The following is a 14,605-nucleotide window of genomic DNA, read 5'->3' on the forward strand; positions in this document are numbered from 1 at the left end:
CAATAGTAAGCGTAGATTGAGGAGGAAGAGTGATGTCAAAAGAAGTTCGCGTGCGTTATGCACCTAGTCCAACAGGACATTTACATATTGGAAATGCACGAACAGCATTATTTAACTATTTATTTGCACGCCATCATGGTGGGAAATTTATTATTCGAATTGAAGATACGGATAAAAAACGAAACATTGAAGGTGGGGAAGAAAGTCAGCTTCACTATTTAAAATGGCTTGGAATTGATTGGGATGAGAGTGTGGATGTGGGAGGAAAGTATGGCCCGTACCGACAAACAGAGAGAAATGATATTTATAAAAAGCATTTCGATGAGCTACTGACAACGGATCAAGCGTATTATTGCTATTGCTCAGAGGAAGAGTTGGAGGCAGAGCGTGATGCCCAAGCCTCTTCAGGTGAAATGCTTGGCTACTCTGGCAAATGTCGTCACCTTACTGCAGAAGACAAAGAGCGTTTCGAGAAAGAAGGACGTACACCGAGTATTCGAATAAAAATACCGGCTCGTAAAGTATATACTTTTAAAGATATGGTGAAAGACGAAGTGTCGTTTGAATCAGACGGAATGAGTGACTATGTTATCGTCAAGAAGGATGGAACACCTACCTATAACTTTGCTGTAGTTGTGGATGATCATCTTATGAACATTACTCATGTTTTACGTGGAGAAGATCATATCTCCAATACACCGAAACAAATGGTTATTTACGAAGCATTAGGCTGGGAAATGCCAGAATTCGGACATATGACATTGATCGTAAATGAAAGCCGTAAGAAATTAAGTAAACGTGATGAAAGTATTATTCAGTTTATTGAGCAATATGAGGAGCTTGGATATTTACCGGAAGCGCTCTTTAATTTCATTGCCCTCTTAGGTTGGTCTCCAAAAGGAGAAGAAGAAATTTTTACGAAAGAACAGTTCGTAGAAATTTTCGATACAGACCGTCTATCAACCTCTCCTGCCGTTTTCGATAAGCAAAAGCTAACCTGGATGAATAATCAATATTTGAAAAACCTTGAGTTAGATGCGTTAGTTGACTTAGCTCTTCCACATTTGTTGAAGTCGAACCGACTAAAAACACCACTAACCGATGAAACAAAAGCGTGGGCAAAAGAACTGATTGGCTTGTTTCACGAAAAAATGAGTTTTGGTGCAGAAATTGTTGAATACTCAGGAATGTTCTTCCAAGATTCAGTTCAGTATGATGAAGAAGCAAGTGAAGTATTAGCAGAAGAACAAGTCCCTGAAGTACTTGCTACATTTGTAGAAAAAATTAGTGAGCTTGAAGAATTTGTAGCTCCGAACATTAAAGCAGCCATGAAAGCGGTCCAAAAAGATACAGGACACAAAGGCAAGAAGTTATTTATGCCGCTTCGAGTGGCTATTACAGGACAAACTCATGGACCAGATCTGCCGTATGTCATCCAATTATTAGGTAAAGATAAGGTGAATAATCGTCTGCAAAGCATTTTAAATTAACATTTTTCATAGAATGTAATATAGTATATATAATCCAATAAAGTAGAAAATGTTGAAGAGGAGAAGTAAATACTCGAATGCTGATAGAGAAAACCACCTAGGCTGGAAGTGGTTAGTGTTTTGAGTGTTGAAATGCACCTTGGAGTCCTTTGCTGAATACAGTAGGCAAAGGCGGTTGAACCGTTATCCTGAATGAGTTGAGGGAGATTTTTGCCCTAAACAGAGTGGAACCGCGCTAGTAAAGCGTCTCTGTCTTTTGCAGAGGCGCTTTTTTATATGGAGTTAAACGGTGAACGTAGATCATGGAGAGGAGGAGGAAGATGTTAAAAATATTTAAAGAGGATATTGATGTTATTTTTGAACAAGATCCCGCAGCACGTAATTACTTCGAAGTGATTCTTACGTATTCGGGATTACATGCTGTCTGGTCACATCGAATAGCTCACGGCCTGTATAAAAGAAAATTTTATTTTCTGGCGAGGGCAACATCTCAAATTAGCCGCTTCTTTACAGGTATTGAAATTCATCCAGGAGCGAAAATAGGTCATCGTTTCTTCATTGATCATGGAATGGGTGTTGTCGTTGGGGAAACGTGTGAGATTGGTGATAACGTTACTATTTATCAGGGAGTGACGCTTGGTGGGACTGGTAAGGAAAAGGGTAAACGCCATCCAACTGTGAAGAGTAATGTGTTAATTGCCGCCGGAGCGAAGGTGCTTGGTTCAATAACGGTTGAAGAAAATTCGAAAATTGGAGCCGGATCTGTAGTTCTAAAAAATGTGCCGGCGAATTCAACAGTTGTAGGGATTCCTGGGAAAGTCGTTATTAAAAATGGTGTTCGCGTGATGCAAGATTTGAATCATAGCGATCTTCCAGATCCAATTTCTGATCGTTGCGAAGAAATGGAACGAGAAATTGCACAACTTAAAGGTATAGTTGAACAATCAGAGAGGAGTTTGAAACATGGGCATAAAAGTGTATAACACGCTATCTAGACTAAAAGAAGATTTTATTCCACAAGAAGAAGGTAAGGTGAAGATGTATGTCTGTGGACCAACTGTCTACAACTACATTCATATCGGGAATGCTCGGCCTGTCATCGTTTTTGATACCGTTCGCCGCTATTTAGAATACCGTGGCTATGACGTAGAGTTTGTTTCAAACTTTACCGATGTAGATGATAAACTGATTCGTGCGGCGAATGAGTTAGGAGAAGAAGTTCCGGTAATTTCACAGAGGTTTATTGATGCATATTTTGAAGATACAGAAGCACTCGGTTGCAATCGGGCCGACCTGCATCCTCGTGTAACAGAGAATATGGACATTATCATCGAATTCATAGCGGCGTTAATTGAAAAAGGATTCGCCTATGAGTCAGAAGGAGATGTCTATTATCGGACACGTAAGTTTAATGAATATGGAAAACTATCTCATCAGCCACTTGACGATCTTCGGGTAGGTGCACGTATTGAGATTGGTGAGAAAAAAGAAGACTCACTAGATTTTGTACTTTGGAAAGCGGCGAAAGAGGGCGAAATCAATTGGCAAAGCCCTTGGGGAATAGGTAGACCAGGTTGGCATATCGAATGCTCCGCCATGGTGAAAAAATATTTAGGTGATACCATAGATATTCATGCTGGTGGGCAAGACTTAGCGTTCCCGCATCATGAAAACGAAATCGCTCAATCAGAAGCACTGACAGGAAAACCATTTGCTCGATATTGGTTGCATAATGGGTATATTAATATTGATAATGAAAAAATGTCCAAATCTCTCGGGAACTTTGTGCTGGTTCATGACATCTTAAAGGAGCAAGATCCACAAGTTTTGCGGTTCTTTATGCTATCCGTTCATTATCGTCACCCTATTAATTATAGTATTGACTTATTAGAAAGCACAGAAGCAGGTTTAGAACGCTTAAGAACATCCTATGAAAACCTAAAACACCGGAATACGATAAGCGCGAATTTAACGGATGATGAGAATCAATGGTTAGAAAAAATTGAGAATCTTCATCAAGAATTTCTGGATTCAATGGATGATGATTTTAATACAGCAAATGCAATTTCCGTTTTATTTGAACTCTCAAAGCAGGCAAATTACTATCTTAGAGGAAAAAACACATCTGAAAAAGTGATAAAATCATTTATGAAAGAATTTGAGGATTTATTTCTCCTTCTAGGGCTGAAGCTAGAGGAAGAAGTATTACTAGATCAAGACATTGAAGTGATGATTGAAAAACGTCTTCAAGCCCGAAAAGACCGAGATTTTCAATTAGCAGATTCTATTCGTGATCAATTAAAAGACCTAAAAATCATCCTAGAAGACACCCCTCAAGGAACGCGCTGGAAAAGAGGTTAATGATGTTATTTGAGGAAAAATATAAAGAAGCCAAGCAAATAAATGCATTAGCTCTAGCCTATATGGGGGATGCGGTCTACGAACTATACGTTCGCCGCTTTCTTCTAGAATCTGGAAGAGTGAAACCGAATCAACTTCATCGAGAAGCAACGAAATATGTATCAGCCAAGGCGCAAGCAGCAATATTAAAAGCGCTTCTTGATGAAGATGTTTTAACAGAAGAAGAATTAGCTGTGATGAGAAGAGGAAGAAATGCAAAATCCGGATCGATTCCAAAAAATACAGATGTACAAACCTACCGTCACAGTTCCGCTTTTGAAGCGGTATTCGGATATTTATTCCTACAAAAACAAGTGGAAAGAATAGAGGAATTAATTCTCCTCATTTTACCGCTAGGAGACAAGAAGAACGGAGGAGCAAGATGAGTAGTGATTACATTGGGGGGAAAAACCCCGTTATCGAGGCTCTGAAATCAGATCGTGATGTTAATAAAATTTGGATTGCAGAGGGTTCACAAAAAGGTGCAATGCAACAGATTGTAAAGCTGGCGAAAGAGACAAAGGTTCTTATTCAATATGTTCCAAAACAGAAAATGGATGGAATGGTAAATGAGAATCATCAAGGAGTCGTTGCTCAAGTTGCTGCCTATCAATATGCAGAGCTTGATGACTTATATCTTGCAGCTGAGAAAAAACAAGAAGCACCCTTTTTCTTGTTATTGGACGAGTTAGAAGATCCTCATAACTTGGGGAGTATTATGAGGACGGCCGATGCAGTGGGGGCTCATGGAATTATTATCCCGAAAAGAAGGGCAGTCGGTTTAACCTCAACAGTAGCTAAAGCATCTACAGGCGCGATTGAATATGTACCTGTAGCGAGAGTCACAAACTTGGCTCGAACGATTGATGAGTTGAAAGAAAGAGGAATATGGATTGCAGGAACGGACGCTAAAGAAAGCGATGATTATCGTAATCTTGACGGAAAAATGCCTCTTTGCTTAGTGATTGGAAGCGAAGGGAAAGGTATGGGGAGACTGATTCGTGATAAATGCGACTTCCTCGTTAAGCTTCCGATGATTGGACACGTGACTTCACTGAACGCTTCTGTGGCAGCAAGTTTACTAATGTATGAAGTGTATCGTAAACGTCATCCTTTAGGGGAATAAGACTAATGAAAAATATCCTGATTGTCGACGGATATAATATTATCGGTGCATGGCCGGAGTTAAGAGTCTTAAGAGATAAGGACTTGGCTGCGGCCAGAGACCGGTTGATAGAACAGATGGCGGAGTATCAGGGATATACAGGATACGAGATCATCGTTGTCTTTGATGCTCATTATGTTAAGGGAGCAGCTCGTAAATATAAAAATTATAAGGTAGATGTGATTTTCTCAAAAGAAAATGAAACAGCAGATGAAAGAATTGAAAAACTAGCCAGTGAACTCAATAACATAAAAACACAAATTCATGTTGCAACATCTGACTTTACCGAACAATGGGTTATTTTCGGACAAGGAGCACTACGTAAATCTGCCCGAGAACTACTTATAGAAACGGAAGGAATTCAACGAAAAATTGAACACCGGGTACGTAAAACGAGAGAGAAGAGCCCAGCAACGAAACTTCCTCTTACAGAAGAAGTGACAGAACTTTTTGAAAAATGGAGACGAGGAGAGAAATGAAGGGTTGATGTCGCTTTCATACTATTGTATAATATTTCTATCTATTGTTTTGCGAGTTCGGAGGGATACGTGTGGCTGAAAAAGACAACGAAATTAACGATGTCCTTATTCAAATTGAGCTATTGGATGATGAAAAAATCATTGAACTAGTTCATAAAGGAGAAAGCGATGCATTAGATTTTCTTATTCGGAAGTATCGGAATTTCGTACGAGCAAAGTCAAGATCCTATTTTCTGATTGGAGCAGATAAGGAAGATATTGTCCAAGAAGGAATGATTGGCTTGTATAAAGCGATTCGTGATTACAAAGAGGACAAGCTCACCTCATTTAAAGCATTTGCAGAACTTTGTATTACCCGGCAAATTATTACCGCGATTAAAACCGCAACTCGTCAAAAGCATATACCCCTGAATTCCTATGTTTCCCTAGATAAGCCGATTTATGATGAAGAATCTGATCGGACTTTAATGGATGTTATAACCGGAACGAAGGCAATGGATCCGCAAGAACTTATTGTGAATCGAGAAGAATTTGATAACATGGAAGTGAAAATGGAAGAGTTACTTAGTGATCTAGAGCGAAAGGTGTTGGCCTTGTATTTAGATGGTCAATCCTATCAAGAGATTTCTGAAGAACTAGATCGTCATGTTAAATCAATTGATAATGCTTTGCAACGTGTAAAGAGAAAACTAGAACGATATTTAGAAGTCAGAGAGTTGACACTCTAGTTCACGTGTCATTGACACGAATCACTATGCATGTTACTTTTGAGAAAACAGGAATAATCATAGCAGGTGAACGACATGAACAAAAAAACAATTCTGTCTTGCAGTGACTGTGGCACACGCAATTATTCTACAGTAAGCAATGTTGGGGAAAAGCGTTTAGAGGTAAAAAAGCATTGTAAACATTGCAACGCTCACACCGTTCATAAACAAACCCGTTAACTTTGTTTAATTTAACATTCCTTGGAGGTTGCCTACAAATGTCTAGCCTATTGAAATTTTCCAGAAACGTATCATTAGAAATGAAGAAGGTAAGCTGGCCAAAACGCAAAGAGCTTACGCGCTACACGATCACCGTTATTTCAACCGTTGTCTTTGTAGCAATCTTTTTTGCTATAGTTGATTTAGGAATATCAGAATTAATCAATCTAATTTTATAACCTATAAAAGAAATTGAGTCAATACTGTATATCCATTAGGTAGTTTGGTATAATGTTGAAGTAAAGAGGACAAATTTTCAAAGCCCGGTTAACGGGTTTTTTCATTTGTTTTAATAAATGTATTATAAAAGAGAGAACGATTATTGAAGGAGGGAAGGACAAAACGTCCCTACACATGGAAAAAAGTTGGTATGTAGTCCATACGTATTCAGGTTATGAAAATAAAGTGAAGGCCAATCTTGAGAAACGCGTTGAATCAATGGGTATGCAAGATAAAATCTTCCGAGTAATTGTTCCTGAAGAAGAAGAAACAGATGTAAGAAATGGAAAAACAAAAGTAGTAAAGAAAAAGGTGTTTCCTGGTTACGTTATCGTTGAGATTGTTATGACAGATGATTCTTGGTACGTCGTTCGAAACACGCCCGGAGTAACAGGGTTTGTAGGTTCATCAGGGCATGGATCAAAACCAACGGCGCTTTTACCAGATGAAGTAGAAAGTATTCTAAAACAAATGGGTATGACTGAAAAACGCATTGAAGTCGACTTTGAATTGGGTGAAACAGTTACCGTTAAAGAGGGGCCGTTCGCTAATTTCACAGGTGCTATCGAAGAGATGGATATGGGTAAAGCGAAAGTCAAAGTGTTAGTGAATATGTTCGGTCGTGAAACGCCAGTTGAGCTTGATTTTACTCAAATTGAGAAATTATAAGAGAAAAACTTGAAATACATCGAAAAAGATGATAATATTTCATAAGTCAGTATGTCTCGTTTGAAGAGACTGGACATAAGATGAACTTTTTATGTTGCCTTAGACATTTAATAATTGAGTGGGAGGGTGTAAACCCTATTACCACATCACGGACTTAAGGAGGTGTGTCTCGTGGCTAAAAAAGTAGTGAAAGTAGTTAAGTTGCAAATTCCTGCTGGGAAAGCTAATCCGGCTCCACCGGTTGGTCCTGCATTGGGTCAAGCTGGTGTTAATATCATGGGATTCTGTAAGGAGTTTAACGCTCGTACAGCAGATCAAGCTGGCTTAATTATTCCAGTTGAAATCTCGGTTTTTGAAGACCGTTCATTTACATTCATCACTAAAACTCCACCTGCAGCTGTTCTTCTTAAAAAAGCAGTTGGAATTGAGTCTGGTTCTGGTGAACCAAACACAAAAAAAGTTGCTACAATCAAGCGTGACAAAGTACGTGAGATTGCTGAAACGAAAATGCCTGACCTAAACGCTGCAAGTGTAGAAGCTGCAATGCTTATGGTTGAAGGTACTGCGCGCAGTATGGGTATTGTTGTAGAAGACTAATCATATAGCAGATTAGTTTGTTGTTGGACGGGGTTGCGAGACTGAAAGGTTTATTCTCGCAACCTTTATTCGTGGGAGGTTATTCCGCTAAAACCACATTCGAGGAGGAAATGAAAATGGCTAAAAAAGGTAAAAAGTATCTTGAAGCTACTAAGCTAGTCGATCGTACAACAGCGTACGCTGTTGAAGAAGCGATTGATCTTGCGAAAAAAACAAGCACTGTGAAATTCGATGCAACTGTAGAAGCTGCATTTCGTTTAGGAATTGATGTACGTAAGAATGACCAACAAATCCGTGGAGCAGTAGTACTTCCAAACGGAACTGGTAAAACTCAACGTGTATTAGTTTTCGCAAAAGGCGAAAAAGCAAAAGAAGCAGAAGCTGCTGGCGCTGATTTCGTAGGAGATGCAGAATTCATCAACAAAATCAACCAAGGTTGGTTTGAATTTGATGTTATCGTTGCTACTCCTGACATGATGGGTGAAGTTGGTAAACTTGGTCGTGTTTTAGGACCTAAAGGTTTGATGCCAAACCCTAAAACAGGAACTGTTACTTTTGATGTAACAAAAGCTGTTAATGAAATTAAAGCGGGTAAAGTTGAATACCGTGCTGATAAAGCTGGTATCGTACATGTGCCAATTGGAAAAGTTTCATTTGAAGATGCGAAGCTTGTTGAAAACTTCATCACGATCTTTGAAACAATCCAAAAAGTAAAACCTTCTGCTGCAAAAGGAACATACTTGAAATCTGTGAACCTTTCTACAACGATGGGTCCAGGAATCAAGGTAGATCCTTCTACTGCGGTTGTAAAATAATAACCAAAATATACTATTGACAATAATAGTTATTTAAAATATAATTTAGTCTGTTGTTTAAAATAAACATTTGTACCGGAGACAGTAGGGGTGGCGACACTTAAAAAACCTGCCGAGGTAATAGCGATATATTCATCCAGTATTGTGCTGGATGCCTATTGCCTCCATGTCTACTTTTGTTGTATACGTGGAGGCTTTTATTGTGGCCGAGAACGGTATAAATGTTCATCTAACAAATCTATAGGAGGTGTAAAGATGAGCAGTGCTATCGAACAAAAGAAGGTTTTAGTTAGTGAGATTGCTGAGAAACTTGAGAAAAGTGTTTCCACTGTTGTTGTTGACTACCGTGGACTTACTGTAGCTGAGGTTACAGAACTACGTAAGCAACTTCGTGAAGCAGGAGTTGAATTTAAGGTTTTCAAAAACTCAATGGTTCGCCGTGCGGCTGAATCAGCTAACTTAGCTGGAATAAATGAAGTATTAACTGGTCCTAATGCGATTGCATTGAGCACAGAAGACGTAGTAGCGCCTGCGAAAATCCTAAACGATTTCGCTAAAAAACATGAAGCTTTAGAAATTAAAGCGGGTGTTATTGAAGGAAACGTTGCGACTGCAGAAGAAGTGAAAGCTCTTGCTGAACTTCCATCACGCGAAGGTTTACTTTCTATGCTATTATCTGTCCTTCAAGCTCCAATGCGCAATGTTGCGCTTGCAACTAAAGCTGTTGCAGAGCAAAAAGAAGAGCAAGGCGCTTAATTTGAACTTTTCGTTCTAAAAAAACTAAACATCCTTAAGGAGGAAATATACAATGACTAAAGAGCAAATCATTGACGCGATCAAAGAAATGACCGTTCTTGAACTGAACGACTTAGTAAAAGCAATTGAAGAAGAATTTGGAGTAACTGCTGCAGCTCCTGTAGCTGTAATGGGTGGAGCTGCTGGTGCAGACGCTGCTGTTGAGCAAACAGAATTCGATCTAGTATTAACTAGTGCTGGAGCTTCAAAAATCAAAGTTATCAAAGCGGTTCGTGAAATCACAGGTCTTGGTCTTAAAGAAGCGAAAGAACTTGTTGATAACGCTCCAAAACCACTTAAAGAAGGTATCGCTAAAGAAGAAGCTGAAGAGCTTAAAGCTAAACTTGAAGAAGTTGGCGCTGGCGTAGAAGTTAAGTAATTTTTAATGAAAAAGCTCGCTATTAAAGCGAGCTTTTTTTTCACATTCTTTTTATCCTATTTGAGGAGTATTTTCCTTGTAATTTGGATAAAAAGGAAAGAGAGTAGTTCTAAATAGGGAAAATCATTTTGACAAAAAAGAAAAAGATTCTTTCCTTATACTTTATCTTTTGATTTTATTTTGTAGGAGGGTCTTAATGACGGATCATTATTACTCCCGCACACCAAACGTTGAAAGTAATCCAGTGTATTGGCGTGTTGAATTAAGAGGGAATACCTTTAAATTCAAGACCGATCAGGGAGTATTTTCGAAAAATGAAGTGGATTATGGATCACGTTTGTTGATTGATGTTTTTCAATCTCCTCGTGTGAAGGGTGATTTGTTAGACGTTGGTTGTGGATACGGCCCCATAGGTCTTTCGCTAGCCAAGTCTTCTCAAGATTGTACTGTAAGCATGGTAGATGTTAATGAAAGAGCATTGTCTCTTGCGAAAGAAAATGCTGAAAACAACAACGTACACAATGTTTCGATTTATGAGAGTGATGAACTTCACTCTGTTGTGGGTGAATTTGCAGCGATTGTAACGAATCCTCCAATTAGAGCAGGGAAAACGGTTGTTCATAATATTTTGCGTCAAAGTTTTCAGCATCTGCTAGTAGGAGGAGAGCTTTGGGTGGTTATTCAAAAGAAGCAAGGAGCACCATCAGCTCAAAGTAAGCTAGAGGAAATTTTCGGTAATGTTGATGTGGTAGTGAAGAAAAAAGGCTACCATATTTTAAGAGCACAAAAACATTGACGCATTATAATAGCTATGATAGTATTATAAAATGCAAAATTATTAACATCCGGTAATATGCCTTCTTGTATATATATGTATAATTATTGGATGAGTTGGAAAAAATATTAACATAATAGCTCGTCATGTGGAAAATGAGGTTTTTAGGATTAAAACCCTTTTTCTTTTTGTCTTATGATAGGGAAACTGTTCTAAGATAAGACATGATAGACGCAACCAAAACGCTTGATTTGAGGGGTGAATCAGTTGACAGGTCAACTTGTTCAGTATGGACGACACCGCCAACGCAGAAGTTTTGCGCGTATCAGTGAAGTACTTGAATTGCCAAACTTAATTGAAATTCAATCTTCATCTTATCAATGGTTTCTTGATGAGGGTTTGCGAGAGATGTTTCATGACATTTCGCCAATCGAAGATTTCACTGGTAATCTTTCTCTTGAGTTTATCGATTATAGCTTAGGAGAGCCAAAATATCCGGTGGACGAATCTAAAGAAAGAGACGTTACATATTCTGCGCCATTGCGTGTGAAAGTACGTCTTGTAAACAAAGAAACCGGAGAAGTGAAGGACCAAGACGTATTTATGGGTGACTTCCCATTAATGACGGAAACGGGAACGTTTGTTATTAATGGAGCTGAGCGAGTAATTGTTTCTCAGCTAGTACGTTCTCCAAGTGTCTACTATAGCGGTAAAGTAGACAAAAACGGTAAAAAAGGTTTTACAGCAACAGTTATTCCAAACCGTGGAGCATGGCTGGAGTATGAAACAGATGCTAAAGATGTTGTTTATGTTCGTATTGATCGTACGCGTAAACTTCCAGTCACGGTTTTATTACGTTCACTTGGTTTCGGCTCTGATCAAGAAATCATCGATTTAGTCGGTGATAATGAATACATCCGTAATACGCTTGAAAAAGATAATACGGAAAGCATTGATAAAGCATTATTAGAAATTTATGAACGTCTTCGCCCTGGTGAACCACCTACGGTTGAAAACGCAAAAAGTTTACTAGTCTCTCGCTTTTTTGATCCCAAACGCTATGATTTAGCGAATGTTGGCCGTTACAAAATGAACAAGAAGCTTCATATTAAAAATCGCTTATTTGGTCAAGTTTTAGCGGAAACATTAGCTGATCCTGAAACAGGAGAAATCATTGCTGAAGAGGGAGTAACACTCGATCGTCGTACGCTCGACAAGATTCTTCCATACCTAGAAAAAGGTATTAATTTTAATTCGTACAACCAAGTTGGCGGAGTATTACAAGAAGATGTAGTGTTACAATCTATTAAAATTTACGCGCCAAATGACGATGGTGAAAAAGTAATCAATGTGATAAGCAATGCTTATGTAGAAGAAGAGATTAAAAACATTACAGCTTCTGATATTATTGCTTCAATCAGTTACTTCTTCAATCTATTACATGGTGTAGGCGATACAGATGATATCGATCATTTAGGAAATCGTCGTCTTCGTTCTGTGGGAGAGCTTTTACAAAACCAATTCCGTATCGGGTTATCTCGAATGGAAAGAGTGGTTCGTGAAAGAATGTCCATTCAAGACACGGCTACCATTACGCCACAACAACTGATAAACATTCGACCGGTCATTGCCTCTATCAAAGAGTTTTTCGGTAGTTCTCAGCTTTCTCAGTTCATGGATCAAACGAATCCATTAGCAGAGTTAACGCATAAGAGACGTTTATCTGCATTAGGGCCTGGTGGATTAACGCGTGAACGTGCTGGTTTCGAAGTGCGTGACGTGCATTATTCTCACTACGGTCGTATGTGTCCAATCGAGACACCTGAGGGACCGAATATCGGATTGATTAACTCCCTATCCTCATTTGCGAAAGTGAATCGCTTCGGTTTTATTGAAACGCCGTATCGAAGAGTTGATCCTGAAACAGGAAAAGTAACGAGCCGTATTGATTATCTTACAGCAGATGAAGAAGATAATTATGTTGTTGCTCAAGCGAATGCTCGTTTAGGAGAAGATGGGACCTTCCTTGATGATGAAGTTGTTGCTCGTTTCCGTGGGGAAAATACCGTTGTTATTCGAGAACGAGTAGATTATATGGACGTTTCTCCGAAGCAAGTAGTTTCTGCTGCGACAGCTTGTATTCCTTTCTTGGAAAATGATGACTCAAACCGTGCCCTTATGGGAGCGAACATGCAACGTCAAGCAGTACCGTTGATGCAGCCTGAATCGCCAATCGTAGGTACAGGGATGGAACATGTTTCAGCAAAAGACTCTGGTGCCGCTGTTATTTGTAAACATGAAGGAATAGTAGAACGTGTGGAAGCCAAACAAGTTTGGGTACGACGCATTCTTCATGTTGAGGGTAATGAAGTACTAGGTGATCTTGATAAATATAAAATGCAAAAATTTATTCGTTCTAACCAAGGTACGTGCTATAACCAACGCCCAATTGTCAGTGAAGGAGATCGTGTTACTAAAGGAGAGATCCTAGGTGACGGACCTTCAATGGAAAAAGGTGAACTTGCACTAGGACGTAATGTTATGGTCGGGTTTATGACTTGGGATGGATATAACTACGAGGATGCTATCATTATGAGTGAACGTCTTGTAAAAGACGACGTATACACTTCAATTCATATTGAAGAATATGAATCAGAATCTCGTGATACGAAGCTCGGACCTGAAGAAATCACTCGTGATATTCCAAATGTTGGGGAAGATGCTCTTCGTAACCTTGATGAGCGTGGTATTATCCGAATTGGAGCAGAAGTGAAAGACGGAGATCTGTTAGTTGGTAAAGTTACCCCTAAAGGAGTAACGGAATTAACAGCAGAAGAACGCCTATTGCATGCAATTTTTGGAGAAAAAGCTCGTGAGGTACGTGATACATCTCTACGAGTACCACATGGTGGTGGTGGGATTGTTTTAGACGTCAAAGTATTTAATCGTGAAGATGGAGATGAACTTCCTCCAGGTGTAAACCAGTTAGTTCGCGCCTATATCGTTCAGAAGCGTAAGATTTCTGAAGGAGATAAAATGGCTGGACGACATGGTAACAAAGGGGTTATATCCCGCATTTTACCTGAGGAAGACATGCCATATTTACCAGACGGAACACCTATCGATATCATGCTTAACCCACTAGGGGTACCATCTCGTATGAATATCGGTCAAGTACTAGAGCTTCATTTAGGTATGGCAGCTCGTTACTTAGGTATTCATGTAGCTTCACCAGTTTTTGATGGAGCTCGTGAAGAAGATGTTTGGTCAACGATTGAAGAAGCAGGAATGGCTCGCGATGCTAAAACAATTTTGTATGATGGAAGGACGGGTGAACCGTTTGACAACCGTGTATCTGTAGGTATCATGTATATGATTAAACTTGCGCACATGGTAGATGACAAACTTCATGCTCGTTCAACAGGACCATACTCACTTGTTACACAACAACCTCTTGGTGGTAAAGCACAATTTGGTGGACAGCGTTTCGGTGAGATGGAGGTTTGGGCATTGGAAGCCTACGGTGCAGCTTATACACTACAAGAAATTCTTACTGTGAAGTCAGATGATGTTGTAGGACGCGTGAAAACATATGAAGCGATCGTTAAAGGTGAAAATGTTCCAGAACCAGGCGTTCCTGAGTCCTTTAAAGTACTAATTAAAGAACTTCAAAGTCTAGGTATGGATGTTAAAATCCTATCTAGTGATGATAAAGAAATAGAAATGCGTGATCTCGAAGATGAAGATGACGTTCATCAAGCGGACACATTAAATATTGCAGAAAAGAAAGAATCAGATGCTGAAAAAGTTGGGTCTAAAGAATAAGACTCAAAAAC

At 39.2% G+C, this 14,605-nt stretch carries 16 protein-coding genes and 2 other annotated features; all 16 genes read left to right on the forward strand.

Annotated elements, in window-relative coordinates; genetic code table 11:
- Nucleotides 1–32: 32 nt before the first annotated feature.
- The 16 genes from gltX to rpoB all read left to right on the forward strand — a co-directional run bounded on the left by gltX (nucleotide 33) and on the right by rpoB (nucleotide 14,594).
- Nucleotides 33–1,490: a glutamate--tRNA ligase gene (gene gltX / locus U8D43_RS15725; RefSeq protein ID WP_335872139.1), complete on the forward strand. Its 1,458-nt coding sequence runs from the start codon at nucleotides 33–35 to the stop codon at nucleotides 1,488–1,490.
- A gap of 43 nt (nucleotides 1,491–1,533) precedes the next feature.
- Nucleotides 1,534–1,744 (forward strand) — a binding site (T-box leader).
- A 66-nt stretch (nucleotides 1,745–1,810) separates the two neighbouring features.
- Entirely contained in the window at nucleotides 1,811–2,473 is a 663-nt protein-coding gene (gene cysE, locus U8D43_RS15730) for a serine O-acetyltransferase (RefSeq protein WP_442893618.1), read from the forward strand.
- Nucleotides 2,454–3,851, forward strand: coding sequence for a cysteine--tRNA ligase (gene cysS, locus U8D43_RS15735; protein ID WP_335872141.1), 1,398 nt, complete (start codon nucleotides 2,454–2,456; stop codon nucleotides 3,849–3,851). The genes cysE and cysS overlap by 20 nt, the downstream gene beginning before the upstream one ends.
- Nucleotides 3,852–3,853: 2 nt before the next feature.
- A complete protein-coding gene (locus U8D43_RS15740; RefSeq protein WP_442893619.1) occupies nucleotides 3,854–4,276 on the forward strand; it encodes a Mini-ribonuclease 3 in 423 nt (140 codons plus the stop codon).
- Nucleotides 4,273–5,016, forward strand: a complete 744-nt coding sequence (rlmB, locus tag U8D43_RS15745; protein WP_335872143.1) for a 23S rRNA (guanosine(2251)-2'-O)-methyltransferase RlmB — start codon at nucleotides 4,273–4,275, stop codon at nucleotides 5,014–5,016. Before U8D43_RS15740 ends, rlmB begins: the two co-directional genes overlap by 4 nt.
- A gap of 5 nt (nucleotides 5,017–5,021) precedes the next feature.
- Nucleotides 5,022–5,534, forward strand: a complete 513-nt coding sequence (locus tag U8D43_RS15750) for an NYN domain-containing protein (RefSeq protein ID WP_335872144.1) — start codon at nucleotides 5,022–5,024, stop codon at nucleotides 5,532–5,534.
- A gap of 71 nt (nucleotides 5,535–5,605) precedes the next feature.
- A complete protein-coding gene (gene sigH / locus U8D43_RS15755; protein WP_335872145.1) occupies nucleotides 5,606–6,262 on the forward strand; it encodes an RNA polymerase sporulation sigma factor SigH in 657 nt (218 codons plus the stop codon).
- 75 nt (nucleotides 6,263–6,337) lie between these two features.
- Nucleotides 6,338–6,481 (forward strand): 50S ribosomal protein L33, encoded by a 144-nt coding sequence (gene rpmG / locus U8D43_RS15760; protein WP_335872146.1) that lies wholly within the window; start codon nucleotides 6,338–6,340, stop codon nucleotides 6,479–6,481.
- Between the two features lie 38 nt (nucleotides 6,482–6,519).
- Complete coding sequence (secE, locus tag U8D43_RS15765; RefSeq protein WP_335872147.1) at nucleotides 6,520–6,699, forward strand: preprotein translocase subunit SecE; 180 nt, start codon at nucleotides 6,520–6,522, stop codon at nucleotides 6,697–6,699.
- Between the two features lie 175 nt (nucleotides 6,700–6,874).
- On the forward strand, nucleotides 6,875–7,408 hold the full coding sequence (gene nusG / locus U8D43_RS15770) for a transcription termination/antitermination protein NusG (protein WP_335872148.1): 534 nt from the start codon (nucleotides 6,875–6,877) through the stop codon (nucleotides 7,406–7,408).
- A 171-nt stretch (nucleotides 7,409–7,579) separates the two neighbouring features.
- Nucleotides 7,580–8,005, forward strand: a complete 426-nt coding sequence (rplK, locus tag U8D43_RS15775) for a 50S ribosomal protein L11 (RefSeq protein ID WP_335872149.1) — start codon at nucleotides 7,580–7,582, stop codon at nucleotides 8,003–8,005.
- A gap of 116 nt (nucleotides 8,006–8,121) precedes the next feature.
- Nucleotides 8,122–8,820: a 50S ribosomal protein L1 gene (rplA, locus tag U8D43_RS15780; protein ID WP_335872150.1), complete on the forward strand. Its 699-nt coding sequence runs from the start codon at nucleotides 8,122–8,124 to the stop codon at nucleotides 8,818–8,820.
- A gap of 57 nt (nucleotides 8,821–8,877) precedes the next feature.
- Nucleotides 8,878–9,030, forward strand: a sequence feature (ribosomal protein L10 leader region).
- Between the two features lie 45 nt (nucleotides 9,031–9,075).
- Nucleotides 9,076–9,576, forward strand: a complete 501-nt coding sequence (gene rplJ, locus U8D43_RS15785; RefSeq protein ID WP_335872151.1) for a 50S ribosomal protein L10 — start codon at nucleotides 9,076–9,078, stop codon at nucleotides 9,574–9,576.
- 52 nt (nucleotides 9,577–9,628) lie between these two features.
- Nucleotides 9,629–9,994, forward strand: coding sequence for a 50S ribosomal protein L7/L12 (gene rplL / locus U8D43_RS15790; RefSeq protein WP_335872152.1), 366 nt, complete (start codon nucleotides 9,629–9,631; stop codon nucleotides 9,992–9,994).
- Between the two features lie 196 nt (nucleotides 9,995–10,190).
- On the forward strand, nucleotides 10,191–10,790 hold the full coding sequence (locus U8D43_RS15795) for a class I SAM-dependent methyltransferase (protein WP_335872153.1): 600 nt from the start codon (nucleotides 10,191–10,193) through the stop codon (nucleotides 10,788–10,790).
- A gap of 246 nt (nucleotides 10,791–11,036) precedes the next feature.
- Nucleotides 11,037–14,594: a DNA-directed RNA polymerase subunit beta gene (rpoB, locus tag U8D43_RS15800; RefSeq protein ID WP_335872154.1), complete on the forward strand. Its 3,558-nt coding sequence runs from the start codon at nucleotides 11,037–11,039 to the stop codon at nucleotides 14,592–14,594.
- The last annotated feature ends 11 nt before the right edge of the window (nucleotides 14,595–14,605 follow it).

The sequence above is a fragment of the Bacillus sp. 2205SS5-2 genome, from assembly GCF_037024155.1.
Taxonomy (GTDB): domain Bacteria; phylum Bacillota; class Bacilli; order Bacillales; family Bacillaceae_K; genus Bacillus_CI.